Genomic DNA, 24,925 nt, shown 5'->3' on the forward strand with positions numbered 1-24,925 from the left:
GGGTCACCGCGAGCGCGACGACGCTAATAGTCGGCCAGCGGCCAGACCTCGTACGCCGGCGTCTGGTAAGGATGGCTGTGCTTCAGTGCGGCGACCACCTGAGCGACATGCTCATCGGCCACCACCAGCTCGACCTTCCATTCCTCCACCGCCTCGACCTGACCGGCTCGCCCGATGAACGGCTGGCTGCCGTCCAGCGGGCGAAACTGGCCTTGGCCGAGGGTTTGCCAGGCGCAGTGGTCATAGTCGCCGATACGCCCGCCACCGGCGGCGAACACAGCGGCCTTGACCACCTCGACATGGCTGGCAGGCACGAAGAAGGCCAGCTTGAACACTCAGTTCACCCACACCCGCGCATTGCGGAACATGCGCATCAGCGCGGCATCTTCCTGCCACTCGTCCGGGCGCCAGGAGTTCTGCACGGCACGGAACATCCGCTCAGGGTGCGGCATCATGATGGTCACGCGGCCGTCGCGGCTGGTCAGGCCGGTGATACCCCGGGGCGATCCGTTCGGGTTCGCCGGGTACTGCTCGGTCACCTTGCCGTGGTTGTCGACGTAGCGCAGGGCCACGCAACCAGACACGTCGGCTTCCAACAGCGCCTCTTCGCTGGCGAACTCGGCATGGCCCTCACCGTGGGCGATGGCGATCGGCATGCGCGAACCGGCCATGCCCTGCAGGAAGATCGAGTTGGACTTCTGCACCTCGACCATGGCCACCCGCGCTTCGAACTGCTCCGAGCGGTTACGCACGAAGTGCGGCCAGTACTCGGTGCCGGGAATCAGCTCATGCAGGTTGGACATCATCTGGCAGCCGTTGCACACGCCCAGGGCGAAGCTGTCGGTGCGCTCGAAGAACGCCTGGAAGGCGTCGCGGGCGCGGCTGTTGAACAGCGCCGACTTGGCCCAGCCTTCACCGGCACCGAGTACGTCGCCATAGGAGAAGCCGCCACAGGCGACCAAGCCCTTGAACGCCTCGAAGTCGACGCGACCGGCGAGGATGTCGCTCATGTGCACGTCGATGGCCGCAAACCCGGCGCGGTCGAAGGCCGCAGCCATCTCGACCTGACCGTTGACGCCCTGCTCGCGCAGGATCGCCACTTGCGGACGCACGCCCTTCTTGATGTACGGGGCGGCGACATCCTCGTTGACGTCATAGCCCACCTTGACCGACAGCCCGGGGTTGTCTTCCTCGAGCAGCGCGTCGAATTCCTGGTCGGCGCACTCGGCGTTGTCGCGCAGGCGCTGGACCTGGTAGCTGGTTTCGGCCCACTGGCGCTGCAGCAGGCGACGGTCGTCGTCGAACAGCACTTCGCCATTGAGGCTGATGGACACCTGGCCATTGTTGACCGGCTTGCCGATCACCGCCACGCACTGTTCGCCGATGCCGGCAGCGCTGAACTGGGCCAGCACATCCGGGGTAGCGTCCTGGCGTACCTGGATGACGGCACCGAGTTCTTCGTTGAACAGGATGGCGGCGACGTCGCTACGGCTGTCGGTCAGCGGATCGAGGTGCAGGTCGAGGCCGCAGTGGCCGGCGAAGGCCATTTCCAGCACGGTGACCAGCAGTCCGCCGTCGGAACGGTCGTGGTAGGCCAGCAGGTGGCCGTCCTCATTCAGGCCCTGGATCACCGCGAAGAACGCCTTGAGGTCTTCGGCGTCGTCCAGGTCCGGTGCCTGGGCTCCGAGCTTGCCGAAGGTCTGCGCCAGGATCGAGGCGCCCATGCGGTTCTTGCCACGGCCCAGGTCGATCAGGATCAGGTCGGTCTCGCCCTTGTCCATGCGCAACTGCGGGGTCTGGGTCTTGCGGATGTCGGTCACCGGGGCGAAGCCGGTGATGATCAGCGACAGGGGCGACGTCACGCTCTTGTCGACGCCTTCATCGGTCCACTGGGTCTTCATCGACATCGAGTCTTTACCGACCGGGATGGTGATGCCCAGTTCCGGGCACAGCTCCATGCCGACGGCCTTGACGGTGTCGTACAGGCGGGCGTCTTCGCCGGGATGGCCGGCCGCGGACATCCAGTTGGCCGACAGCTTGATGTCGGACAGCTTGTCGATACGCGAAGCGGCCAGGTTGGTGACCGTCTCGCCGATGGCCATGCGCCCGGACGCCGGGGCATCGAGCAGGGCCAGCGGGGTGCGCTCGCCCATGGCCATGGCTTCGCCGGTGTAGACGTCGAAGCTGGTGGCGGTGACCGCGCAGTCGGCCACCGGCACCTGCCATGGCCCGACCATCTGGTCGCGGGCCACGAGCCCGGTGATGGTGCGGTCGCCGATGGTGATCAGGAAGCTCTTGCTGGCCACCGCCGGGTGGTGCAGGACGCGCTCGACGGCGTTGTCCAGGTCCAGCGCGCTAGGGTCGAAATCATCGCCCAGTTCGGCTTCGCGGGTGACCGAACGGTGCATGCGCGGCGGCTTGCCCAGCAGCACGTCGAGCGGCATGTCCACCGGGGTGTTGTCGAAATGGCTGTCGGTGACGGTCAGGTGCGGCTCGGCGGTGGCTTCGCCGACCACGGCGAACGGGCAGCGCTCGCGCTCGCAGATGGCCTGGAAGCGCTCGAAGTCTTCGGCGCTGACTGCCAGCACGTAGCGCTCCTGGGATTCGTTGCTCCAGATTTCGTGCGGGGCCATGCCCGGCTCGTCGTTGGGCACATTGCGCAGCTCGAAACGACCGCCACGGCCGCCGTCGTTAACCAGTTCGGGGAAGGCGTTGGAGATGCCGCCGGCACCCACGTCATGGATGAAGGCGATGGGGTTGGCGTCGCCCAGCTGCCAGCAGCGGTCGATGACCTCCTGGCAGCGGCGCTCCATTTCCGGGTTTTCCCGCTGCACGGAGGCGAAGTCCAGATCGGCCGAGCTGGCGCCGGTGGCCACCGACGAGGCAGCGCCGCCGCCCAGGCCGATGAGCATGGCTGGGCCGCCGAGCACGATCAGCTTGGCGCCGACGGTGATCTCGCCTTTTTGCACGTGATCTTCGCGGATGTTGCCCATGCCGCCGGCGAGCATGATCGGCTTGTGGTAACCGCGCACCTCTTCACCGTGGGGAGTATTGACGGCCTGCTCGAAGGTCCGGAAGTAGCCGGTCAGCGCCGGACGACCGAATTCGTTGTTGAACGCCGCGCCGCCCAGCGGACCTTCGACCATGATGTCGAGGGCATCGACGATGCGCTCCGGCTTGCCGTAGGCCTGCTCCCACGGCTGCTCGAAGCCGGGGATACGCAGGTTGGACACGGTGAAGCCGGTGAGACCGGCCTTGGGCTTGGCGCCACGGCCGGTGGCGCCTTCGTCGCGAATCTCGCCGCCGGAACCGGTGGAGGCACCGGAGAACGGGGCGATGGCGGTCGGGTGGTTGTGCGTCTCGACCTTCATCAGGATGTGCACCGGCTCCTTCACCGCGCCGTACTGGCGGGTTTCAGGGTTCGGGAAGAAGCGGCCGGCGACGCTGCCGACGATGACCGAGGCGTTGTCCTTGTAGGCCGACAGCACGCCTTCGCTGTGCATCTGGTAGGTGTTCTTGATCATGCCGAACAGGCTCTTTTCCTGAGCCTGGCCGTCGATGTCCCAACTGGCGTTGAAGATCTTGTGACGGCAGTGTTCGGAGTTGGCCTGGGCGAACATCATCAGTTCGATGTCGTTCGGGTTGCGCTTGAGGCCTTGGAAGGCGTTGACCAGGTAGTCGATCTCGTCTTCGGCCAGGGCCAGGCCCAGCGCGACGTTGGCCCTGGCCAGGGCGTCGCGACCGCCAGCGAGGATGTCCACCGAGGTCATGGGCTTGGGCTGGGCATGGCTGAACAGGTCGGCGGCCTGCTCCAGTTGACCGAGCACGCGCTGGGTCATGCGGTCGTGCAGTTCAGCCGCGACACACGCGGCATCGGCCTCGCTGAGGTTCCCGGCGACGTAGTAGGCGATGCCGCGCTCCAGGCGCTGGATCGACTGCAGGCCGCAGTTGTGGGCGATGTCGCTGGCTTTGGAGGCCCAGGGCGAAATGGTGCCCAGGCGCGGCACGACCAGGAACAGGCGGCCGTTGGGCTCCTGTACCGGTACGCTCGGACCGTACTTGAGAAGACGCCCCAGCACCTGCTGCTGGTCGACGGTCAACTCGCCGTCAACGTCGGCGAAGTGGGCGAATTCGGCATACAAACCAGAAACAGCGGGGACTTTCTGGCTCAGTTGCTCGAGTAATTTACCGTGGCGAAAGGCAGAAAGGGCAGGAGCGCCGCGCAGGATCAACATCGTCGGGACAGCCTCAGGAAGGGGTGTACTTGGAGGCCGTGCATTCTAGCCTAAATGAATGGCTTTCGGCACCCGCTGTACGCCATGCCGGCCGGGCGGTTGAACCGGACTTTCGGGTCAGAAAAGCAGCGGCAAGCTACAAGCTACAAGCTACAAGCGGCAAGAAAGAGCGAATTGCGCCGCGCCCGCTTTTCTTGCAGCTTGCCGCTTACAGCTTGCAGCTCACAAGCTGCTATCAGACTCCCTGGTTGTTGTCGAGATATGGCGCCAGCAGTGCTTTGCGTATACTGCACCCCATGTTCGCCCACACTGCTTTGCGCCAGCGTTGCGCCAGATGGCTTTTCGCAACCGGACTCTTCCTGATGCTCGGTGCCTGTGTTGAAAAACCCAGCACTCTCGAGCGTGTGAAGGAGGACGGTGTGCTGCGCGTGGTCACCCGCAACAGCCCGGCCACCTACTTCCAGGACCGCAACGGCGAAACCGGCTTCGAGTACGAATTGGTCAAGCGTTTCGCCGACGATCTCGGCGTGAAGCTGGAGATCGAGACCGCCGACAACCTCGATGACCTCTTCGCCCAGCTCGGCAAGCCGGCCGGCCCGGTGCTGGCCGCCGCCGGGCTGGTCAGCAGTGCGCAGCGCCAGACCCAGGCCAAGTTCTCCCATCCTTACCTGCAAGTCACGCCTCAGGTCATCTACCGAAACGGCCGCTCGCGTCCCACCGAACCCAAGGATCTGGTAGGCAAGAAGATCATGGTGCTCAAGGGCAGCAGCCATGCCGAACAACTGGCCGAGCTGAAAAAACAGTATCCGACGCTGGAATACGAAGAATCTGACGCGGTCGAGGTGGTGGACCTGCTGCGCATGGTCGACGAGGGTCAGATCGACCTCACCCTGGTCGATTCCAACGAGCTGGCGATGAACCAGGTGTACTTCTCCAACGTGCGCGTGGCCTTCGACCTGGGCGACGCTCGCGACCAGCGCTGGGCGGTGGCGGCCGGCGAAGACAATAGCCTGCTCAACCAGATCAACGACTTCATCGACAAGGCACAAAAGAACGGCACCCTGCAACGCCTGAAGGACCGTTACTACGGCCATGTCGACGTGCTCGGCTATGTAGGCGCCTACACCTTCGCCCAGCACCTGCAGCAACGCCTGCCCAAGTACGAAAAGCACTTCAAGAGCTACGCCAAGACCGAGCAGGTCGACTGGCGCCTGCTGGCAGCGATCGGCTATCAGGAGTCGATGTGGCAGCCGGAGGTCACCTCCAAGACTGGCGTGCGCGGCCTGATGATGCTGACCCAGCGCACCGCCCAGGCGATGGGCGTGTCCAACCGGCTCGACCCACGGCAGAGCATCATGGGCGGCGCCAAGTACTTCATGCTGATCAAGGAGCAACTCGACGACAGCATCGCCGAGCCGGATCGGACCTGGTTCGCACTGGCCGCCTACAACGTCGGCACCGGTCACCTGGAAGACGCCCGCACCCTGGCCAAGCGCGAAGGGCTGAACCCGAACAAGTGGCTGGACGTCAAGAAGATGCTGCCGCGCCTGTCGCAGAAGCAGTGGTACAGCAAGACCAAGTACGGTTATGCCCGCGGCGGTGAACCGGTGCACTTCGTGGCCAACATCCGTCGCTATTACGACATCCTCACCTGGGTGACCCAACCGCAGCTCGAAGGCCAGGTCGCCGAGGGCAACCTGCATGTACCGGGCGTGAACAAGGACAAGCCGGCCGAACAGTCGCCGCCGATGTAACCCGCGCCCGCGCTACCAGCGCCACTGCCGCTCGCCACTGCTGGCCTCAGGCCCCAGCCATTGGGCGCCACGCAGCAAGGGTGTCAGCGCCGCCTGGGGCTGCACCGCGAAGGTCAGCCGACCCCGCCGAGCCCCCAGGAAAGCCTCCAGATCGACCCGGTGCTGCCCCGCCAGCGCCAGCGCCCCCTGCACCCGCCAGTCGTCGTCGCACTGCAACTGCAACCAACCCTCGCCCAACGCCATCGACCAAGGCGCGACCAAGGCCAGCGACTGCGTCTGCAGCCGTCCTGCCGCGTGTTGGCAGCGGCGCCAGGCACCGTCGATGTCCAGCCGTCCTTGCCAATGACCGGCCAATCGATAGTCCGCCGCAACGCTCGCCGTAGGTTCCAGCGCCGCCAACTGCGCGTGCCAACGCCAGGGCCAGCCGGCGATCTGCACCTGCCAATCCTGACCTTGATACCCCAGGCGCATCTGCGCCCGCAGTCGCCACGGCTGAACCTGCCATTTCAGCGGACCGGCATCGCCCACTTGCGCAGCCTCTCCCTGCCACAGGCTGCCGCTCACGCCCTGGGCCGGTAGCCCAGCCATCGCCGCCAGCCAGCGAGCAGGCCACTCGGCCACCAGCGTCAGCACAAAAACGAACAGCGGCCACAGCAGCACGCGCGCCTTCATGGCCGTAACCGCAGGTCGAAGCGCAGGCGTTTGCCGTCCTGCTCCAGCCCCCACTGCAACGGCTGCACACCTTCGGCCTGCAAGGCCTGCAGCCAGGCCAGCAACGGCTGCGCGTCGTCGACGTTACCGCGCACTCGCCAGTCGCCGTCCTGCGGTTCGATCTCGCAAAGGCTGATGGCGCGGCTCTCGGCCGATTGGCGCAACGCGTCCAGGCCCATGGGCGGACCGTGTTGCAGGCGCACGGCAGACTCGGCCAATGCGCGCCATTGGTGCAGCTCGGCCCAGCGGGCCAGACCCTCGCGCACCAGCAGCACACCGATCAGCAGGCCGATCAGCAGCCAGGCAAACAGCAGGCGTTGACCACGGGTGAAGGTGAGACTCATGCGCGGCTCCCCAAATCGAATACCACCGCGGGGCTTTGCACCTGAACGGTGGCACCGACCGCAGCGGCCATGTCCTGCCACGGCGGCGCCGCGCCCTCGCCCTCCAGTTGCACGGACCAGCACTGGCCATCGAAGCGCACGGCGCGCAAGCGCCAGTGCGGATGAGCAAGCAGCCAACCGTTGACCTGCTCTTGCAGCACCTGCAGACGGCGCAGGCGCAAGGCCGCGTCATCATCATCCTGCTGCAGGGTTCTGAGCCGCTGCGCGGCCTGGCGCGGCGAGGCTTGCGCGCCGGTCACTGCCAGCACCTGTTGACGAAAGACCTCGGCCTGACGCCACTGCTGACCCAGCCACAGTCCCGCCCAGACCACGGCAAGCGCCGCACAGGCGATCAGCGTACGGCGCTGCAACGGCGTCGATTGCAGCGACCGGCGCGCTCGACGCAGTGGCCGCAGGCTCGGCAAACGCTCCAGATCCGCCCAGTGCGGTGGCCAGTCGCCTGTGAAGCGCAAAACCCCGTCATCGTCCCAAGGCACGTCGCCCAGCGCCTGCGGCCAGGCCAGCCACTGCTCGCGACCCTCCTGGGAGATCCGCGCGCACAGGTCCTGCGTGCCCTGCTGCCAATGCCAGCCCTGCCCTGGCCGTGGCGCCGCGGGCAGTTGAAATTCGGCCCAGCAGCGCTCGACCTGCAGGCCCCGGGCCGCGCATTGCGCCAGCCATTCATCGAGCCGATGGCGGGCGGTCACCACCAGACGCAGTTGCCCCGCCGTCCGGCCGATGCACGCACAGTCAACGGCGTCCAAGTCCTGCACCAGGCGATCCTCCAGCAGCAGCGGCCATTCTTCACGCTTGAGCCCAGGCGGCGCCGCCAACTGGAAATGACTGCACGCCTCACCCGGCACCACCAGGGCTACCCGGGCACCGGGGATCTGCGGCGCACGCCCCTGCCCCTCGACGCGTCCTTCACCAGGTTCCTGCAACCGCCAGCGCCAGCCGTGCTCGCCGGGACACAGCAACAACCAGGGACGCGCCGCTGCCCGCCAGCGGCGTTTAACCTTCATGAGCGCCCCCAGGGCAGAACGAATGTGCAGACATACGGTGCTCCGTCACGTTGCAGATGCAGGCGCACGCCTCGTCCGGAGTGCGTCGGCTGATCAGCCGGCCAGGTCAGCCAACTGCCGGCCTGGAAGTACAGGATGTTCATTTCGCTGACCCGCTCCAGGTGCTCGCGCAACACCCACAAAGGGCGCTCGGCGGCGTACAGGTCGGCGGAGGTTTCCACCAGCAGACGTTGCGCCTTGGCGTCGAAACGCAGGCGCTGGCGCTGCAACCGCGAGCCGCCCTCGGCCTGTGGCCAGGCGGCCGCAGCGACCCACAGCAACTGCTGGTTCTGGGCCTGCCAGTCGAGCCAGCGCGTGGCCAGCGGCAAGCGCTGCTCGTACAACTGACGCAGTACCGGGCTGTCGAAACGGCGCTCCAGCGCCAGGCAGAACTCCAGCACATCGCTGTCATCGGACTGTCCGGCCAGGCGCTCGCGCACGCTGAGCCAGCCCTGCACAAGGGCGGCCAGCAGCAAGCCGAGGACCACCGTCAAGGCCAGCGCTACCATCAGCTCGATTAGGGTCAACCCCGCCTGGCGCCGCTTCATGGACGCTCCAGGAACAACGTGTATTGCCCCAGCGGCAGACGCTGATCGCGGTCGGCGAACAACCGTAATTCGCCACGACGCAGGTCGCGCACACCCGTGCTGCGCAGTTGCAGGTGCCAATGGCACACCTGCCCGCCCTGCTGCAGTTGGCCACTGCCGACATCGCTCGACGGCCAATACTGTTCCACGCTGAACCGCGCCAGCAGCTCGCGGGCGCACAGTGCGCCGAGCCGATGCTGCTGCACGCCTGCCTGCACCGCCAGGCGCTGACGCAGCACCTGGCTGGTCATCACCGCCAGTACCGCCGCAATGCCCAGCGCGACGCACACCTCCAGCAACGTGAATCCCCGCTGCCGCGCTTTCATGGAAGCTCCACCACCTGCAAACGCCCGTCCCGGGCCCACCTCCAGCGCTGCGCGCCTTCGGGCCAGCGCCACTGCAACGTGCCGGGCCGAGCCCAGCCGTCGGGGGTGAACACCAGTTGCGGCGCCTCGGCCGCCAGCCAGTCCGGGCGTAACTGCGCGGGCCATTCGCCCAACGCCACCGGTTCCACTCTCCAGCCATTGCCATCATGGCGAACGAACTCCGGGCGTTTGCCGCTCCAGCGCAAGCCGCGCAACTGCCCACCGTGGCGGGCCAGGCCAGACTGCTCGCGCACCGCCGCCGCCAGACGCTGCAAGGCCTGCTCGGCGGCCGAATGACCGTTGTCGAGCCAGGCCACGCTCAGCCCGCTCATCAGCCCGGCGATGGCCAGCACCACCAGCAGTTCGAGCAGGCTGAAGCCGCGTTGGCCCGACATCTCAGAGCGCCCAGTTGCCCAGGTCGGCGTCCATCCCTTCGCCCCCGGCCGCGCCATCGGCGCCGAGCGAATAGACATCGACCCGGCCATGCTCACCGGGCATGCGGTACTGATAAGGCGTGCCCCAAGGGTCTTCAGGCAGACGGCGAATGTAGCCATCGCTGCGCCAGGCGCGGGGCAGCGGCTCCTGGGTCGGCTTCTTCACCAGCGCAGCCAACCCCTGCTCGGTGCTGGGAAAGCGCAGGTTATCCAGACGGTACATGTCCAGGGCCTGTTCCAACGTGGCCAGGTCGGCCATGACTTTCTGGCGCATGGCCTTGTCCTGGTTGCCCAGCACGCTGGGCGCGACCACGGCGATGAGCAGGCCGATGATGAAGATCACCACCATGATTTCCATCAGGGTGAAACCGCGCTGGCGCTTGGCGCATGAGGGCATGAGGGGGCTCCTTTTCACAGTTGCAGACCCTGGTTGAGCTGCATGATCGGCAACAGCACCGCCAGCACGATGAACAGCACCACGCCGCCCATCACCAGGATCATCAGGGGTTCGAAGAGCGCCATGGCGGTGTCCACCTGGCGCGCGAAGCCGCGCTCCTGGTCGTCGGCCACGCGCTCGAGCATGTCGGCCAGGGTGCCGCTGGCCTCACCGCTGCCGACCATGTTCACCAGCAGCGGCGGGAACTGGCCGCAGGCATCGAGCGCCCGGTGCAGGCTGGTGCCGCCCTGCACCTGCAGGCGCACCTGCTCCAGGGCCAGGCGGATGCGCTGGTTGGCCACCGTGTCGCTGGCCACCTGCAAGGCTTCGAGCAGCGCCACGCCGCTGCCGCAGAGAATCGCCAGGCTGCGCGCCAGGCGCGCGCTTTCCAGCACCTGCAACAACGCGCCGACCCGCGGCAGACGCAGCAACCACTGGTCACGACGCAGGCGCCAGTGCGGCTTGCGCAGCAGCCAAGCGCCCAGCACGGTCGACACCATCGCGCCGCCCAGCAGCCAGGGGCCGGCGCTGACCAGCCCCTGGCTGAGGCCGATCAACAGCGAGGTGATCAACGGCAAGGCTTGCCCGGAGTGGGCGAACTGCTCGGTCAACTTGGGGACGACGAACGTCATCAGGCCGAGCACCACGGCCAGCGACACGCCCATCAGCACGCAGGGATAGATCAGCGCAGTGCGGGCCTTGTGCTGCTGGCGCTGGACCTGCTCGAGATGATCGGCCAGGCGCGTCAGCACCTGGGCCAGGCGCCCGGAGCGCTCGCCGGCCTCGACCAGGGCACAGTACAAGCCGCTGAACGGCGCGCCCTGCCGGGCCAGGCTACGGGCCAGGCCGAGGCCTTCGGCGAGGGCACCGCGCACCGCCACCAGCACCGCCTGCAACGCCGGGGCACGCAGTTGCCGTTCGAGGGTGGCCAGGGCGTCGACCAGCGCGATGCCCGCGCCGGTCAGCGTGGCCAACTGCCGGGTCAGCTCGCACAGTTGGGCACGGGTCAGGCGCTGACGACGCGGTTGCAACGCTGCGCCTTGATGACGCTGCAACGATCGTGCGAATAGGCCCTGGTCGCGCAGCAACTGCCGGGCATGGCGTTCGCTGTCGGCCTGCACGCTGGCCTTGTGGGTCTTGCCCGCCATGTCCACGGCCTGGTAGCGATAGGTCGGCATGCTCAGCCCTGCACCACACGCAGCACTTCGGCCAGGCTGGTATCGCCGCGCGCCAGGCAGTCGCTGGCCATGGCCACCAGGCTCTGGCGCCGGGAGGCCAGGTAGTGCTGCATCGCGACTTCGCTGGCGCCTTCGTACAGCAGCGCGACCAGTCCTGCATCCAGCTCGATGAATTCGTACAGCCCCAGGCGGCCGACATAACCACTGCCCTGGCACAACGTGCAGCCCACCGGATGATGGGTGCTGTGCAATGCCGCCAACTCCGGCCACAGGCGTTGCTCGGCCGGCTGTAGCGGTCGGGCCTCGGCACACGAACACAGCCGCCGTACCAGACGCTGGGCCAGCACGCCGCGCAGGCTGGAGGCGATCAGGAAGGGTTCCACGCCCATGTCGCGCAGCCGCGTCACCGCGCCGACGGCGCTGTTGGTGTGCAGGGTCGAAAGCACCAGGTGCCCGGTGAGGCTGGCCTGCACGGCGATCTGTGCGGTCTCCTGGTCGCGAATCTCGCCCAGCATGATCACGTCCGGGTCCTGGCGCAGGATCGCGCGCAGGCCGCTGGCGAAGGTCAATCCGGCACGTGGGTTGATGGCCGTCTGGCCAATGCCGGCGATGGCGTACTCCACCGGGTCTTCGACAGTGAGGATGTTGCGGCTGCCGTCATTGAGGCTGTTGAGGCTGGCGTACAGCGTGGTGGTCTTGCCCGACCCGGTCGGCCCGGTGGACAGCACGATGCCATTGGGCCGCGCCAGGCAGGTGCGCAGCCCGTGCAGGGCAGCCGCCGGCATGCCCAGGTTGTCCAGCGCCAGCAGGCTGGCCTGCTTGTCGAGCACGCGCATCACCACGCGTTCGCCATGGATGCCCGGCAGCGTCGACACCCGCACATCCACCTCGCGACCGGCCGCCCGCAGGCTGATCCGCCCGTCCTGGGGCTGGCGCTTCTCGGCGATGTCCAGGCGCGCCATCACCTTGATCCGCGACACCAGCATCGCCGACAGCGCACGCGGTGGGCGCAACACTTCGCGCAGATGGCCGTCGACCCGCAGACGCACCACCAGGGTCTGTTCGAAGGTCTCAATGTGAATGTCCGACGCACGCAGACGCAGGGCCTGGCCGAACAGGCCGTTGATCAGGCGAATCACTGGCGCCTCGTCGTCGCTTTCCAGCAAGTCCTCGATGCGCGGCATTTCGCTCATCAGGCCGTCGAGGTCGACCTGTTCGCCGATGCCTTCGATCAACGCCGCAGTGGCCGAGTCGCCGGCCTGGTACAACTGGCCGAGACGCTCGTCGAACGCCGCGCGGTCCAGGTGCTGTACAGCGCTGGGCTGGCCGTGCACGCGCAGCAGTTCCTGTACCTGGTCGCTGTCGGCGTCCTCGCGCAGCCAGAGCTGCCAGCCTGGCTCGTCGCTCGCCATGGCCACGCCGCTGTGCCGCGCTACGCGGTAGGCCAGCCTCACCAGTTGCCGCCTTCCAGGCGCGCGCGGCTGGCGGGAAAGGCCTGCAACAGACCACCGCCCTCGGCCAGTTCGGGCATCTGCAGCGGCGTGTCGCGTTGCAGGCTGCGGTACTTCTCCTGGCTCAGGCCGGCGAGGCTCGGCCCGTCGCGCAGGATGCGCGGGCGGATGAACACCATCAGGTTCTGCTTGACGTTGCGCCGGCTGTCGGAGCGAAACAGCCGGCCCACGCCTGGAATGTCGCCGAGCACTGGCACGCGCTGGTCGCTGGCAGTGGATTCGTCGCTGATCAGGCCGCCGAGGATCACCAGGCCATTGTCGTCGACCATGACCTTGGTCCTGATCTCGCGCTTGTTGGTGATCACATCGCTGGCAGCGCTGGAATCGGCGATGGACGACACCTCCTGGACGATGTCCAGGCGCACGCTGTTGTCGCTGTTGATCTGCGGCTTGATGCGCAGCTTCACCCCCACTTCCTTGCGCTCGATGGTCTGGTAGGGGTTGGCGTTGTTCTGAGTCACGGACCCGGTGACGAACGGCACTTCCTGGCCCACCAGAATCGACGCCTCGGCGTTGTCCAGGGTCAGCAGGGTCGGGGTGGACAGCAGGTTGAACCCGGTCTTGCCCTTGAGCGCGTTGATCAGCATGGCGAAGTTGAAGCCGCCACCGAAGTGGCCGATACCGGCCGTCGCGCCAGTGGTGGCCGACAGCAGCTTGCCCAGTCCCTGATTGTCTCCGGCGGCAGCCGCTCCAGCGATATTGGCGATGTTCACCCCATTGCTGCCGAAGTTGACGATACCCGCGCCGAACTTCTGGTCGGCGAACAGCCATTGCACCCCCAGCTCCTGGGCACTGCTGTCGGAGACCTCGGCGATGATCGCCTCGACCACCACTTGGGCACGGCGAATGTCCAACTGCTCGACGATGTTGCGGTAAGCGGCCAGCTCGCTGTCCGGGCCGACCATGACCACGGCGTTGGCGCCTTCTTCATATTCAAGGCGGACCCCTGCATCGCTGGTCGTGCGCACGGCCGCCTGCTTGCCCTCGCCCACCGCCGCCTCGGGCACTGCGCCGTCCTGACCGAGGCCGCGCAGCACTTTCACCACCTCGCCCGCGTTGGCATGGCGCAGGTAGATCACCTGGGTATTGCTGCTGCGCAGGGTGTCGCCGGGCCGGTCGAGTTGGCCGAGCAAGGCGCGCACGCGCTCACGGCTGTCGGCGCTGCCGCGCACCAGCAGGGCATTGCTGCGTGGATCGGCCACCACCTGGGCGCTGTCGGCCCCCTGCTCGCGGGCCAGCAGACGGGTGAGCAGCGGCGCGGTGTCGGTGGCGCTGGCGTGCTGCAAGGGCATGACCTGCAACGGCTCGTCGCTGACTTGGTCGAGCTGACGCAGCAATTTATCGATACGCTCCAGGTTGCTGCGCCAGTCGGTCACCACCAGCAGGTTGGCCGCCGGATACGGCGTGATCACACCCACGCGCGGGTCGATCAGCGGCTTGAGGATGCCGAGCATCTGCTCGCTGGCGGCGTTGCGCACATTGAAGACCCGTGTGGCCACACCGTCACTGTTCTTGCCCTGTTTACCGGCATGCTCCACCGGCACCGGTTCCAGTCGCGCCGCTTGGTCGGGGACGATCTTCACGCTGCCGTTGGGCAGGTCGACGGCAGCGAAGCCCTGGGCGCGCAGTTGCGCCAGGAAGATATCGTAGATGGCCTCGGCATCGTGGCGGTCCACGGTGCGCACCGTGACCTTGCCGGTGACCCGTGGATCGACGATGAAGGTGGTGCCGGTGATGCGCGAGACGCTGTCGATGAACTCGCCCATGTCAGTGTCGACGAAGTTCACCTCGTACTGCGGCACGCCGTCATCGTCCACCTCCGGCGCCTCGGCCCACACCGAAGCACACCACAGGCCCAGGCTCAGCACGCTGGCCACACAGTATCTTGCGATCATCGCTCACCCTTGCCGCTTGAAGCCGGTCACGGCAGGCCGTGGCGGCCAGGGCAGGCGCTCACGCCGCCCCTGGTTGTCGAAAATCAGGCCATCGGCGTCGATGGCCTGCAACACGATCCCCGGCGCCAGGCGCTGGCCACGGCCGAGGGTGCGCACCTGCTGACCGAAGCGCAGCACCACCACACTGGCCGACAGCGGCTCGGCCTTGAGCCCACCCAGATACTGCAACGGCAGGCGCGTCAGCGGGATACCCCCCTGCTCCGCCGGCGCCTGCCAGTGGCCGGCGAGCAGGCCCGGCAGTTCGCTGGGTGACTGGCGCACGGCAGTCACGGGCTGCGGCTCGCGGCTCAGTTGCAACAGGCACTGGGCCGCGAGCCAACCGGCGAGGGTCAGCAGCACGACGCTGGTCAGTCGCGGGCGTAGGCTCACGCGACGTCCTGACGGGGGTGCCAGCCCGGGTGGCCCTGGACATAGCGCATCTGCGGCAACTGCAGCGGTGCCAACTGCCAGTCCGGCGTCTGCCGCGCCAGCCAGGCCTCGACCTTCTGCCACAGCGGCTCACCGGCCTGGGCGTCGAAATGCAGGCCGAAGGTGCGGCACAGGCCCTGCACCGTCGTCAGCCCGGCGATGCGTTTGCCCGAAGGGCTGTAGCTGACCTGCCAGGCCTGACCCAGCCAACGCGGCAGATCCTGGCTGTTGTCCAAGAGCAGCGGGTCGCCGAACAACTGCTCGGCGGCGTTTTCCAGCACCTGTTCCACCTGGCGCGCCGGTGCCTCGACCACGGGCGCCGGGTAACCTCCGGTGAGACTGATCAGGTGCTCGCGGGTGATCGCCTGGCCGGCGCCCAGGGGATAGTCGTAACGCAAGCCGGGCAACAGCACCGGCATGCTCGAATCGTCGGCCAGGGCCTGGTGCAGCAGGCGGTCCCAACTGCCACCGCGGGTGTCGCGCCGCCACAGGGCTTGAGGCGCGCGGGCCAGCGGCTGGTCGAGCCAGGCGGCGTGACCGGCGCGCTGTTGTTCGAGCGCGGCGCGTAACTGATGGGCCCGGGCCTGGGCGGCAGCATTCAACTGGTTGAAGAAGGTGGGGATGAAGCGGGCGTCGAAGCGCCACTCGCCGGCCTGCTGCCGGCATTGCAGGCGGTAGACGCCGCTGGCGCGACACCCGGCGAACAGCACGGGTACCTGACGGCCGGACGCTTGCGTCACCTTCACCGGGGCAGGCCACAGGTCCTGGCCACGGGCGCAGAGCATCACGTCGATCTGATCGATCCGTTCGGCCAGCCAAAGACCTGGGCCGGTGCCGACATCGGCCAGCGCAATCACCAGATCCGCCTCGCGCCGGGCCTGCTCGAAGCTGGGCAGCAGCGATTGATACCACTGTTTGAGCGAGGCTTTCTGATCCTGGGCGTAGGGATCCGTCACGCCGACCACGGCGATCCGTGCGCCGCCGCGCTGGAAGATCCGCAGCGGCTCCAGGCCCAGTGCGCTGGCCTGCTCGGCCGCGAGGCCGGCACCTAGGGTTACGGCCGAGGATTGTCGATACAGCGCCGCGCAGCGTTGAGGCCACAGTACGCGTTCATCGCTGCTCACCCGCACATCGCTGGCCAGCAGGCGACTGCCCTGCACGCCGCTTTCGCCCTGGGTGAGATAGGCCAGGCCGCTGCCGTTCCAGCCCTGGCCGTTCTCCAGGGTCAGGCAGCGCTCGTCGCCGGCTTCGCGGCGCAGTTGCTCCAGCAACGCGGCAAGCACCGCATAACCGCCCGATGGGGTCTGACCGGCTTGATCGGCGTCGAGCAACGGCGCCAGTTCGGCATGACCGCTGCTGGCCTGGCGACCGGTCATCCACGGTGCGCGGCCCAGGTGGCTGACCGGCCCCAGGCGGGTCGCCGGCACCACCGGCAGACTTGGCTCGCGGGCATCGAGGGTATCGGCGACGTACAACAGCTCCACCGAAGCCTCACGGCTGCGCGGTCCTGGGAATGCCGAGCAGGCGCCGAGCAAAGGTGCCAAGGCCCCGACACCCATCCACCCCATGACTTCGCGCCTGCCCATACTGCTTGCCATCGACACCGTCATCCTCGACCCACTTCATGTTGGGCCACGGATATTGGGCAGGCTGCGTGACAGTTTGATGGCAGAAATCGGACAGGCCTGGCGAAAAGGTTAGACAAATCTTGTTACTAATAGCGCCAGGTTTTAAGCGGTCATTAACATTTCTGCCAATGAATCATCACACTTGCCGCCTAGAGTCGCGGTTCCCTCTGTTCAACCACTACAAGGAACCCCTGATGAGTCGAGAAAGCGGCGACAACCTGGACCGGAACCCCAGCAGCAACCTGCCGATGGCCAGCGTGATGGATGCCTACCTCAGCCGTCGCACGGTGATGCGCGGCAGCCTCGGTGCGGCCATCGCGATGATCGCAGGAACCGGCCTGACCGCCTGCTTCGACGGGGGTGGCGGCAGCTCCCACCATGACGCGCCGACCACTCCGCCGCCGACCACCGAACCCCCGGCCAAGCTCAAGCTGGGCTTCCAGTCGATCGCCGGCTCGCGCACCGACGCCTGCGTGGTCGCCGCTGGCTACAGCGCTTATGTGATCGCGCCGTGGGGCACCCCGCTCAACAGCAATGGCAACCCGTGGAAGTCCGACGGCAGCAACACCTCGACCGACCAGGCCAATGCCATGGGCATGAACCATGACGGCATGCACTTCTTCCCCATCAATGGCAGCTCCGACGACGGCCTGCTGGCGATCAACTTCGAGTACATCGAAACCGACGCCTTGCACCCGAACGGTCCGACCGTGGATGCCGCCGGCAAGCGGCCCGTGGAGGAAGTGCGCAAGGAGATCAACGCCCATGGCGCCGGCGTGGTGCGCTTGAGCAAAGTCAACGGGCGCTGGCAGGTGGTGCAGAACGACCCGCTCAACCGTCGCTTCACCACCGCCTCGCTGATGGATATCGCCGGGCCGATGCGCGGCACCGATCACGTCAAGACCAAGTTCTCGCCGACCGGCACCCAGGCCCGTGGCACCAACAACAACTGCGGCAACGGCTACACCCCGTGGGGCACTTACCTGACCTGCGAGGAAAACTGGCCGGGCATCTTCGTCAACAAGGCCACGCGTCCGGCCGATCAGGTGCGCATCGGCGTCAGTGCCACGCGAGGCCAGTACCGCTGGGAAACCGCTGCGGGCGATGCCAGTGAAGTGCAGGACGAATTCACCCGCTTCGATGTCACCCCGACTGGCGCCAGCGCCACCGACGACTACCGCAACGAAGCCAGCACCTATGGCTATATCGTCGAGATCGACCCCTACAACAGCGCCACCCTGGCGGTGAAGCGCACCGCCTTGGGCCGCTTCCGCCACGAGGGCTGCTGCCCGGGACTGCCGGTGGCCGGTAAGCCGCTGGTGTGGTACACCGGCGACGACTCGAACAACGAGTACCTGTACAAGTTCGTCTCCGAGGCGGTCTGGGATCCGGCGGACGCCAAGCCCGCCGACCGCCTGGCCACCGGTGCCAAGTACCTGGACAAGGGTAAGCTCTACGTGGCGCGCTTCAATGCCGACGGTTCGGGTGTCTGGCTGCTGCTGGACGTGGCCACACCAACCATCGCTGGCAGCACCTTGGGCGCGCAGTTCGGCGACCTGCCGGGCATCATCCTCAACACCCGTGGCGCAGCGGACGCGGTGGGCGCGACGCCCATGGACCGTCCGGAATGGACTGCGGTCAACCCGCTCAATGGCGACGCCTACCTGACCTTGACCAACAACAGCGCGCGTACTGCGGCCAAGGTCGATGCGGCCAACCCGCGGGGGCCGAACCGTCATGGGCACATCATTCGCTGGCACGACAGCGATGATCACCAGCGTTTCACCTGGGATATCTTCGTGTTCGGCGCCAATGCGGGCGGGGCACCTGAGATCAACCGGTCCGGGCTGACCGAACTGAACCAGTTCGCCAGTCCTGACGGCATGAGCTTCGATAGCCGGGGGGTGTTGTGGTTCGAGACCGATAACGGTGAGAGCAGTGTCACCAGTTACACCAACGATCAACTGCTGGCGGTGATTCCGACTGACCTGGTCGATGCGGCGGGTAAGCAGGTGCCGGTCAATGCGCAGAACCAGGTGGACTTGCGGCGGTTCTTCGTTGGGCCCAATGGGTGTGAGGTGACGGGGATTACCTTTACGCCGGATAACAAGACGTTGTTCATCAATATTCAGCATCCGGGGAATTGGCCTTATACCGATAAGGCGACCGATGTGACGCCGGCGGGGGGGAAGGTTCGGCCGCGGGCCTCTACGGTGGTGATTCAGCGGGATGATGGGGGGGTGATTGGGACGGCTTGAGGTTTCTGGGGTTTTGGGTTTTGGGTTTTGGGTTTTGGGTTTTGGGTTTTGGGTTTTGGGTTTTGGGTTTTGGGTTTTGGGGGTGATTATCCGTTGGCTTTGGTGGGGCTTAGTCACCTTTTCGCCTTTACGGCGACCCCCTTTTTTTCTTGGAAAAAAGGGGGGCAAAAACCGCTTGCTCCCGCATACGGCCCCTGCGCTGCGCACAGGGGTTCCCTCGCGCCGGCGTCGCTCCGGGAGGACCGCGCTTAGGGACCATCGTGGTCCCAAGCGCTTGACGGGCATCCATGCCCGTCACCTCCCTGCGCAACGCCTATGCTCGGCCTCCTGAGGTCGCGATGGGCGGTGTTTGAACTACCGCGCACTAAGATCAAAATCAACGGCAACGGCAACGGCAACGGCAACGGCAACGGCAACGGCGATTCGATCGCGCAGCGCTCCAGAACATCTGCCCCACCGCCCTGCTTCTAAGCGCGCGCCAGTTCAGACGCCGCCCATCGCGACCTCAGGAGGCCGAGCAGAGGTGGCATGGAGGGGGTTGACGGGCATGGATGCCCGTCAAGCGCTTGGGGCCATGGATGGCCCCTAAGCGCGGTACCCCCGGAGTACCACCGGCGCGAGGGAACCCCGCAGCGCAGCGAAGGGGCCGTATGCGGGAGCAAGCGGTTTTTGCCCCCTTTTTTCCAAGAAAAAAAGGGGGTCGCCGTAAGGGCGAAAAGGTGACTAAGCCCCACCAAAGCCAACGGATAAGCCCCCCCGGCCAGGGAAAATCACCGATCCCACCCCCGAATCCGCCCCCGACAATGCTTCATGGCATTAACGATATGCTTCTCGACCATCCCCTGCGATATCCCAAGCCTCGCCGCGATCTCCCCATGCGACAACCCCTCGAGCTTGCGCAGCAAAAAGCATTCCCGGCACGTCCCGCTCAGTTCATCCAGCGCCCGCCGCACCATCGCCAATCGCTGCTCAAGATACAGTTGCTGCGAAGGCGCCGGACTGTGCCAGCGCTCATCGTCCTCCAGCACTTCCAGCGGCTCGACCTGCCGCACCAACTGCCGCCGATGCCTGTCGATGACCAGATTCAGCGCCGTACGATAGAGGAACGGGCGAGGCCGTTCGATCGGCGGCTGACCGCTGCGCTCAAGCAACCGAACCCAGACATCGTGCGCCACATCCTCGGCCGCATGCCGACTGCCCAGCCGCGCGCAGAGAAAGCTCAACAGTTCGCGATAGTAATGTTCCACCACGGCCTTCGCTTCTCCTCCAGGCAACACCGATAAAGTTGAGAATGCGCATCGGTGATATCAGTGTGACATATTACAAATTACACCCATTCTCAGCAACGCAGCCCACCCGGTCCGCTAAATCCCGGTGCACAAGGTTCGTCTATCGGGGACGTTCGTATGTGCCTGCACGCCATGCCACGCCTCATACCTCCGCCTGGAAGTCTGCAATGAGACGCACCTCCCCGCTCCCCCGTCGACTGCTGCTCGGCGCCCTGAGCCTGCTGGCACTGGGTACCCTGCTGGCCTGGAAAACCCTGCCCCTCGGCGCACCATCGCTGAGCACCGTGCCCGTCACCCGCGCCGACATCGAAAGCAGCGTCACCGCACTGGGCACCCTGCAGCCGCGTCGCTACGTCGATGTCGGCGCCCAGGCCTCCGGGCAAATCCGCACGCTGCACGTCGAAGCCGGCGACCAGGTGAAAAAGGGCCAACTGCTGGTGGAGATCGACCCGTCCACCCAACAGGCGCGCCTGGATGCCGGACGCTATTCGATCGAGAACCTCAAGGCCCAGTTGGCCGAGCAGCGCGCACAGCATCTCTTGGCCCAACAACAGGTCAAGCGCCAGCAAGATCTGGCTCGCGCCGGTGCCACACGCGAAGAGGACGTGCAGCGCGCTCAGGCGGAATTGAAAGTGACCCAGGCCCGGATCGACATGTACCAGGCGCAGATCCTCCAGGCCCAGGCCAGCCTGCGCAGCGACGAAGCCGAGCTTGGCTACACACGCATCTACGCGCCGATGGACGGCACCGTGGTGGCGGTCGATGCCCGTGAAGGCCAGACGCTCAACGCCCAGCAGCAGACGCCGTTGATCCTGCGCATCGCCCGGCTGTCGCCGATGACCGTCTGGGCCCAGGTTTCGGAGGCGGACATCGGCCAGGTCAAACCGGGCATGACCGCCTACTTCACCACCCTGGCCGGTGGCAAGCGACGCTGGACCAGCACCGTGCGGCAGATCCTGCCGATCCCGCCCAAGCCACTCGACCAGAGCAGTCAGGGCGGCGGCAGCCCGACCAGCGCCAGCAGCGGCAGCACGGGCAGCAAAGTGGTGCAGTACACCGTTTTGCTCGATGTGGAGAATCCCGATGGCGCGCTCATGGCCGAGATGACCACCCAGGTGTTCTTCGTCGCCGGTCAAGCCCGCCAAGTGCTCACCGCGCCGCTGGCCGCGCTGGACGATGCACCTGATGACAGCCTGCGCCTGGCCCAGGTGCTCAACCCGGACGGCAAGGTCGAACAGCGCCAGGTGCGCACCGGGCTCAGCGACCGCCTTCGGGTGCAGATTCTCGACGGGCTGCGCGAAGGCGAGCACCTGGTCATCGGCGCGCCGCGCGCCAGTGGAGGCTGAATGAGTGCAGCGCTGATCGAGCTCGACGACATCCACAAAGTCTACGGCGGCATCGACTCCCCCGAGGTTCAGGTGCTGCGCGGCATCAGCCTGAGCATCCAACCCGGAGAATTCGTCGCCATCGTCGGCGCCTCTGGCTCGGGCAAGTCCACCCTCATGAACATCCTCGGCTGCCTCGATCGTCCGTCCAGCGGCCGTTATCGCTTCGCCGGACGCGATGTCGCCGAACTGGACAGCGACGAGCTGGCTTGGCTACGCCGCGAAGCCTTCGGTTTCGTGTTCCAGGGCTATCACCTGATTCCCTCAGGCTCAGCCCAGGAAAACGTCGAGATGCCGGCCATCTACGCCGGTACGCCTGCCGACCAGCGCCATGCCCGGGCCGCCGCCCTGCTCGAGCGGCTGGGCCTGGCCAGCCGTACCGGCAACCGACCGCATCAGTTGTCCGGCGGTCAACAGCAACGGGTGTCGATTGCCCGCGCGCTGATGAACGGCGGTCATATCATCCTCGCCGACGAACCCACCGGAGCCCTCGACAGCCACAGTGGCGCCGAGGTGATGACCCTGCTCGACGAACTGGCGAGCCAGGGCCACGTGATCATTCTCATCACCCACGACCGAGAAGTGGCGGCGCGGGCGCGACGTATCATCGAGATTCGCGACGGCGAGATCGTCAGCGACTCGGCCAGCGCCGAGCCACCCACCGTGCCCGGCGTGCAGGCCGATGAGTTGCGCCGACGCCTGGACCGCGGTGCAAGCCTGCGCGGCGCTTGGAAAGGCGAGCTGATCGAGTCGCTGCAAGCGGCTTGGCGGGTGATGTGGATCAACCGCTTCCGCACCGCCTTGACCCTGCTCGGCATCGTCATCGGCGTGGCCTCGGTGGTGGTGATGCTGGCGGTCGGCGAAGGTAGCAAGCGCCAGGTGATGGCGCAGATGGCCGCCTTCGGCTCCAACATCCTCTACATCAGTGCCAAGCACGCCACCTCACGCGAAGCGGCCGGCCAGATCACCCTCGACGATGTCGCCGCCATCGGCGGCCTGCCCCAGGTGCACCGCATCATGCCAGTGATCGGCGGCGAGCTGATGGTGCGCCACGGCAACAACAACCAGACGTTCTACGTGGGCGGCAACAACACCGAATTTCCACAGATCCTCAACTGGCCGGTCGTCCAGGGCAGCCTGTTCACCGAAGCCGATGAACAGCGCGGCGCGGCCGTGGCAGTGATTGGCCAGAAAGTCCGCGACAAGCTGCTGGCACCGGGCAGCGACCCGCTGGGCCAGTACCTGCTGATCGAAAATGTGCCATTCCAGGTGGTCGGCGTGCTCGCTGCCAAGGGCGCCAGCTCCGGCAACCAGGACAGCGACGAGCGCATCGTGGTGCCCTACTCGGCCGCTGCGACCCGCTTGTTCGGCTCGCGCGACCCCGAATACGTGATCATGACCGCCGCCGACTCGAGCCGGGTGTCGGAAACCGAGGCGGCCATCGACCAGTTGATGCGCAAGCGACGCCAAGGCAAGCGCGATTTCGACCTGACCAACGACGCTGCACTGATCCAGGCCGAGGCGCGCACCCAGAACAGCCTGTCGCTGATGCTCGGCGCGATTGCCGCCATCTCGCTGCTGGTCGGCGGCATCGGCGTGATGAACATCATGCTCATGACCGTGCGCGAACGCACCCGCGAGATCGGCATTCGTATGGCCACCGGTGCCCGTCAGCGTGACATCCTGCGCCAGTTCCTCACCGAAGCGGTGATGCTGTCGATGGTCGGCGGCGTCACTGGCATCGCCTTGGCCCTGGGTATCGGCGGCGCGCTGCTGCTGGCCGATATCGCCGTGGCCTTCGCCCTGCCCGCCATCCTCGGCGCCTTCGCCTGCGCCGTGATCACCGGTGTCGTGTTCGGCTTCATGCCAGCGCGCAAAGCCGCCCGACTCGACCCGGTCAAAGCCCTTACCAGCGTGTAGCCCATGACATTGCCAAGCCGCATCAGCCTGCTGACCCTGAGCCTCTGCCTCGCCGCCTGCGCCACTGCGCCTGCGCCGCAGACGCCGATAGAACTGCCGAGCACCTGGCAAGGGGCTGCCAATCCGACAGCTGCGCTGCCGGATCAAGCGTGGTGGCAAGCGTTCTCCAGCCAGGAACTGGACCGTTTGATCCTGCGTGCCCGCGAAAACAGCCATGACCTGGCCGCCGCCGCTGCGCGCGTGCGCCAAGCCCAGGCCAGCACCGTGATCGCGGGAGCGCCGTTGTTGCCGGAGGTGCAATTCGGGATGGACGGTAGCCGTCAGCGCCTGCTGCGTGGCGAAGGCAGCGATCGGCTCGATGCCTCGAGCAGCGAACGCACCAGCACCGCCTTCAGCACGCGCCTGAGCGCCAGCTACGAAATCGACTTCTGGGGCGGGCTGCGCGGCGCGCGTGATAGCGCCTTGAACACACTTCAGGCCAGCCGCTTCGACCGTCAGACCGTCGAACTGACCTTGACCAGTGCTGTCGCCGACAGTTACCTGCAAGGCCTGGCCCTTGAGGAGCAATTGCGCATCGCCCGCCTCAACCTGGCCAATGCCCGCGACGTATTGAACCTGGTCGAAGCACGCGAGCGTACCGGCGCGTCCACGCGCCTGGAACTGGCTCAGCAGCGCAGCCTGGTAGCGTCCCAGGAGCGGCAGGTGCCGCTGCTCGAACAGCGCTGGAAGGACAACCGAGTGGCCCTGGCCACGTTGCTCGGCGAGCCGGTACAGCGCTTGCGCACCGGCAGCGAATCGCTCGCCCAACTGAGCTGGCCGGCGATCGGCAGCGGCGTGCCCAGCGAGCTGCTCAGCCGTCGCCCCGACATCGCCGCTGCCGAAGCTCGCCTGGCAGCGGCCCGTGCTGACGTGCAAGTGGCCAGGGCGGCGCTGTTGCCGCGCGTGGTGCTCGGTGCCGAACTGGGCAGCGGCGCGCGAACCTTCGCCGACGTCCTCGGCAGTCCGTTCTACACCCTGACCACCGCGCTCACCGCGCCGATCTTCGATCATGGGCGGCGTAGCGCCGAGCGCGACCGGGCCACGGCACGCCAGCAGGAGCTGCTGGAAATCTATCGCCAACAAATCATCGCGGGCTTCGGCGACGTGGAGAAAGCACTGAATGCCATCGACGGCGTCGAGCGCCAACGCCAGTGGCAGGACCAAGAGGTGGAGCAGGCGCGCATCGCCTTCAGCCTGGCCGAGCAGCGCTACGCCGCCGGCGCCGAGACGCTGCTGACGGTACTGGAAACCCAGCGCACCGTGTACCAGGCCGAGGATCAGCAGGCCCAACTGCGCCTGGCTCGCCTGCAGGGCAGCGTGGCACTGTACAAGGCCTTGGGCGGCGGCTGGAGACTTTGAGGCGATGGACGCCGCCTGCAGGAGTGCGG

20 protein-coding genes are annotated in these 24,925 nt (G+C 66.6%); 5 read left to right on the forward strand and 15 right to left on the reverse strand.

Annotation, left to right across the window (positions count from 1 at the left end; all coding sequences use genetic code 11):
- Positions 1-23 precede the first annotated feature (23 nt).
- Together Q6A47_RS07390 and purL are read right to left on the reverse strand one after the other, a co-directional pair.
- A complete protein-coding gene (locus Q6A47_RS07390; protein ID WP_039579771.1) occupies positions 24-335 on the reverse strand; it encodes a YqfO family protein in 312 nt (103 codons plus the stop codon).
- Positions 336-4,235: a phosphoribosylformylglycinamidine synthase gene (purL, locus tag Q6A47_RS07395; protein ID WP_304483756.1), complete on the reverse strand. Its 3,900-nt coding sequence runs from the start codon at positions 4,233-4,235 to the stop codon at positions 336-338.
- A 296-nt stretch (positions 4,236-4,531) separates the two neighbouring features.
- Between purL and mltF the strand changes: the two genes are divergently transcribed.
- Positions 4,532-5,989, forward strand: coding sequence for a membrane-bound lytic murein transglycosylase MltF (gene mltF, locus Q6A47_RS07400; protein ID WP_295485519.1), 1,458 nt, complete (start codon positions 4,532-4,534; stop codon positions 5,987-5,989).
- 12 nt (positions 5,990-6,001) lie between these two features.
- Here mltF and Q6A47_RS07405 read toward each other — a convergent pair whose 3' ends face one another.
- Genes Q6A47_RS07405 through Q6A47_RS07460 form a run of 12 tightly spaced genes read right to left on the reverse strand, consistent with a single transcriptional unit; the run spans position 6,002 to position 16,616 of the window.
- Positions 6,002-6,661 carry a type II secretion system protein N gene (locus Q6A47_RS07405; RefSeq protein WP_029613809.1) on the reverse strand — a complete coding sequence of 220 codons (660 nt, stop codon included), beginning with the start codon at positions 6,659-6,661 and terminating at the stop codon, positions 6,002-6,004.
- A complete protein-coding gene (gspM, locus tag Q6A47_RS07410) occupies positions 6,658-7,044 on the reverse strand; it encodes a type II secretion system protein GspM (RefSeq protein WP_304483758.1) in 387 nt (128 codons plus the stop codon). The genes Q6A47_RS07405 and gspM overlap by 4 nt, the downstream gene beginning before the upstream one ends.
- The gene (locus Q6A47_RS07415; protein ID WP_304483760.1) at positions 7,041-8,105 is read right to left on the reverse strand and encodes a type II secretion system protein GspL; all 1,065 of its coding nucleotides are present in this window, start codon (positions 8,103-8,105) and stop codon (positions 7,041-7,043) included. The genes gspM and Q6A47_RS07415 overlap by 4 nt, the downstream gene beginning before the upstream one ends.
- Positions 8,102-8,692 carry a prepilin-type N-terminal cleavage/methylation domain-containing protein gene (locus Q6A47_RS07420; protein WP_304483761.1) on the reverse strand — a complete coding sequence of 197 codons (591 nt, stop codon included), beginning with the start codon at positions 8,690-8,692 and terminating at the stop codon, positions 8,102-8,104. Before Q6A47_RS07420 ends, Q6A47_RS07415 begins: the two co-directional genes overlap by 4 nt.
- Complete coding sequence (locus Q6A47_RS07425; protein ID WP_029613812.1) at positions 8,689-9,057, reverse strand: type II secretion system protein; 369 nt, start codon at positions 9,055-9,057, stop codon at positions 8,689-8,691. The genes Q6A47_RS07420 and Q6A47_RS07425 overlap by 4 nt, the downstream gene beginning before the upstream one ends.
- Entirely contained in the window at positions 9,054-9,491 is a 438-nt protein-coding gene (gene gspH, locus Q6A47_RS07430) for a type II secretion system minor pseudopilin GspH (protein WP_304483763.1), read from the reverse strand. Before gspH ends, Q6A47_RS07425 begins: the two co-directional genes overlap by 4 nt.
- A gap of 1 nt (position 9,492) precedes the next feature.
- Positions 9,493-9,927: a type II secretion system major pseudopilin GspG gene (gspG, locus tag Q6A47_RS07435; protein ID WP_304483764.1), complete on the reverse strand. Its 435-nt coding sequence runs from the start codon at positions 9,925-9,927 to the stop codon at positions 9,493-9,495.
- Between the two features lie 14 nt (positions 9,928-9,941).
- Positions 9,942-11,144 (reverse strand): type II secretion system inner membrane protein GspF, encoded by a 1,203-nt coding sequence (gene gspF / locus Q6A47_RS07440; protein ID WP_304483766.1) that lies wholly within the window; start codon positions 11,142-11,144, stop codon positions 9,942-9,944.
- Positions 11,145-11,146: 2 nt separating this feature from the next.
- A complete protein-coding gene (locus Q6A47_RS07445) occupies positions 11,147-12,598 on the reverse strand; it encodes a GspE/PulE family protein (RefSeq protein ID WP_375063387.1) in 1,452 nt (483 codons plus the stop codon).
- Positions 12,595-14,550, reverse strand: a complete 1,956-nt coding sequence (gene gspD / locus Q6A47_RS07450; RefSeq protein ID WP_116888974.1) for a type II secretion system secretin GspD — start codon at positions 14,548-14,550, stop codon at positions 12,595-12,597. The genes Q6A47_RS07445 and gspD overlap by 4 nt, the downstream gene beginning before the upstream one ends.
- A gap of 3 nt (positions 14,551-14,553) precedes the next feature.
- Complete coding sequence (locus tag Q6A47_RS07455) at positions 14,554-14,979, reverse strand: pilus assembly protein PilZ (protein ID WP_295485498.1); 426 nt, start codon at positions 14,977-14,979, stop codon at positions 14,554-14,556.
- Positions 14,976-16,616, reverse strand: a complete 1,641-nt coding sequence (locus Q6A47_RS07460) for a bifunctional UDP-sugar hydrolase/5'-nucleotidase (RefSeq protein WP_304483769.1) — start codon at positions 16,614-16,616, stop codon at positions 14,976-14,978. Before Q6A47_RS07460 ends, Q6A47_RS07455 begins: the two co-directional genes overlap by 4 nt.
- Positions 16,617-16,840: 224 nt before the next feature.
- Here Q6A47_RS07460 and Q6A47_RS07465 point away from each other — a divergent pair, with 224 nt between their 5' ends.
- Positions 16,841-18,904: a PhoX family protein gene (locus tag Q6A47_RS07465; RefSeq protein WP_304483770.1), complete on the forward strand. Its 2,064-nt coding sequence runs from the start codon at positions 16,841-16,843 to the stop codon at positions 18,902-18,904.
- 770 nt (positions 18,905-19,674) lie between these two features.
- Here Q6A47_RS07465 and Q6A47_RS07470 read toward each other — a convergent pair.
- Positions 19,675-20,151, reverse strand: coding sequence for a sigma-70 family RNA polymerase sigma factor (locus tag Q6A47_RS07470; protein ID WP_304483785.1), 477 nt, complete (start codon positions 20,149-20,151; stop codon positions 19,675-19,677).
- Between the two features lie 209 nt (positions 20,152-20,360).
- Here Q6A47_RS07470 and Q6A47_RS07475 point away from each other — a divergent pair, with 209 nt between their 5' ends.
- The 3 genes from Q6A47_RS07475 to Q6A47_RS07485 are packed head-to-tail and all read left to right on the forward strand — an operon-like array spanning position 20,361 to position 24,896.
- A complete protein-coding gene (locus tag Q6A47_RS07475) occupies positions 20,361-21,539 on the forward strand; it encodes an efflux RND transporter periplasmic adaptor subunit (RefSeq protein ID WP_039576538.1) in 1,179 nt (392 codons plus the stop codon).
- Positions 21,540-23,498: a MacB family efflux pump subunit gene (locus Q6A47_RS07480; RefSeq protein WP_039576537.1), complete on the forward strand. Its 1,959-nt coding sequence runs from the start codon at positions 21,540-21,542 to the stop codon at positions 23,496-23,498.
- Positions 23,499-23,501: 3 nt separating this feature from the next.
- Entirely contained in the window at positions 23,502-24,896 is a 1,395-nt protein-coding gene (locus tag Q6A47_RS07485; protein WP_304483772.1) for an efflux transporter outer membrane subunit, read from the forward strand.
- Positions 24,897-24,925 lie beyond the last annotated feature (29 nt).

This window comes from Pseudomonas boreofloridensis (assembly GCF_030580795.1).
Lineage (GTDB): Bacteria > Pseudomonadota > Gammaproteobacteria > Pseudomonadales > Pseudomonadaceae > Aquipseudomonas > Aquipseudomonas boreofloridensis.

Bases quoted from the DNA above. Each gene is read 5' to 3' on its own strand.
- gspH (WP_304483763.1), bottom strand. From the start codon at position 9,491: ATGTCGGGCCAACGCGGCTTCAGCCTGCTCGAACTGCTGGTGGTGCTG.
- Q6A47_RS07415 (WP_304483760.1), bottom strand. From the start codon at position 8,105: ATGAAGGTTAAACGCCGCTGGCGGGCAGCGGCGCGTCCCTGGTTGTTG.
- gspF (WP_304483766.1), bottom strand. From the start codon at position 11,144: ATGCCGACCTATCGCTACCAGGCCGTGGACATGGCGGGCAAGACCCAC.
- mltF (WP_295485519.1), top strand. From the start codon at position 4,532: ATGTTCGCCCACACTGCTTTGCGCCAGCGTTGCGCCAGATGGCTTTTC.
- Q6A47_RS07460 (WP_304483769.1), bottom strand. From the start codon at position 16,616: ATGGCAAGCAGTATGGGCAGGCGCGAAGTCATGGGGTGGATGGGTGTC.
- Q6A47_RS07485 (WP_304483772.1), top strand. From the start codon at position 23,502: ATGACATTGCCAAGCCGCATCAGCCTGCTGACCCTGAGCCTCTGCCTC.
- Q6A47_RS07420 (WP_304483761.1), bottom strand. From the start codon at position 8,692: ATGAAGCGGCGCCAGGCGGGGTTGACCCTAATCGAGCTGATGGTAGCG.
- purL (WP_304483756.1), bottom strand. From the start codon at position 4,235: ATGTTGATCCTGCGCGGCGCTCCTGCCCTTTCTGCCTTTCGCCACGGT.
- gspD (WP_116888974.1), bottom strand. From the start codon at position 14,550: ATGATCGCAAGATACTGTGTGGCCAGCGTGCTGAGCCTGGGCCTGTGG.
- gspG (WP_304483764.1), bottom strand. From the start codon at position 9,927: ATGCCCTCATGCGCCAAGCGCCAGCGCGGTTTCACCCTGATGGAAATC.
- gspM (WP_304483758.1), bottom strand. From the start codon at position 7,044: ATGAGTCTCACCTTCACCCGTGGTCAACGCCTGCTGTTTGCCTGGCTG.
- Q6A47_RS07480 (WP_039576537.1), top strand. From the start codon at position 21,540: ATGAGTGCAGCGCTGATCGAGCTCGACGACATCCACAAAGTCTACGGC.
- Q6A47_RS07425 (WP_029613812.1), bottom strand. From the start codon at position 9,057: ATGAAAGCGCGGCAGCGGGGATTCACGTTGCTGGAGGTGTGCGTCGCG.
- Q6A47_RS07465 (WP_304483770.1), top strand. From the start codon at position 16,841: ATGAGTCGAGAAAGCGGCGACAACCTGGACCGGAACCCCAGCAGCAAC.
- Q6A47_RS07475 (WP_039576538.1), top strand. From the start codon at position 20,361: ATGAGACGCACCTCCCCGCTCCCCCGTCGACTGCTGCTCGGCGCCCTG.
- Q6A47_RS07405 (WP_029613809.1), bottom strand. From the start codon at position 6,661: ATGAAGGCGCGCGTGCTGCTGTGGCCGCTGTTCGTTTTTGTGCTGACG.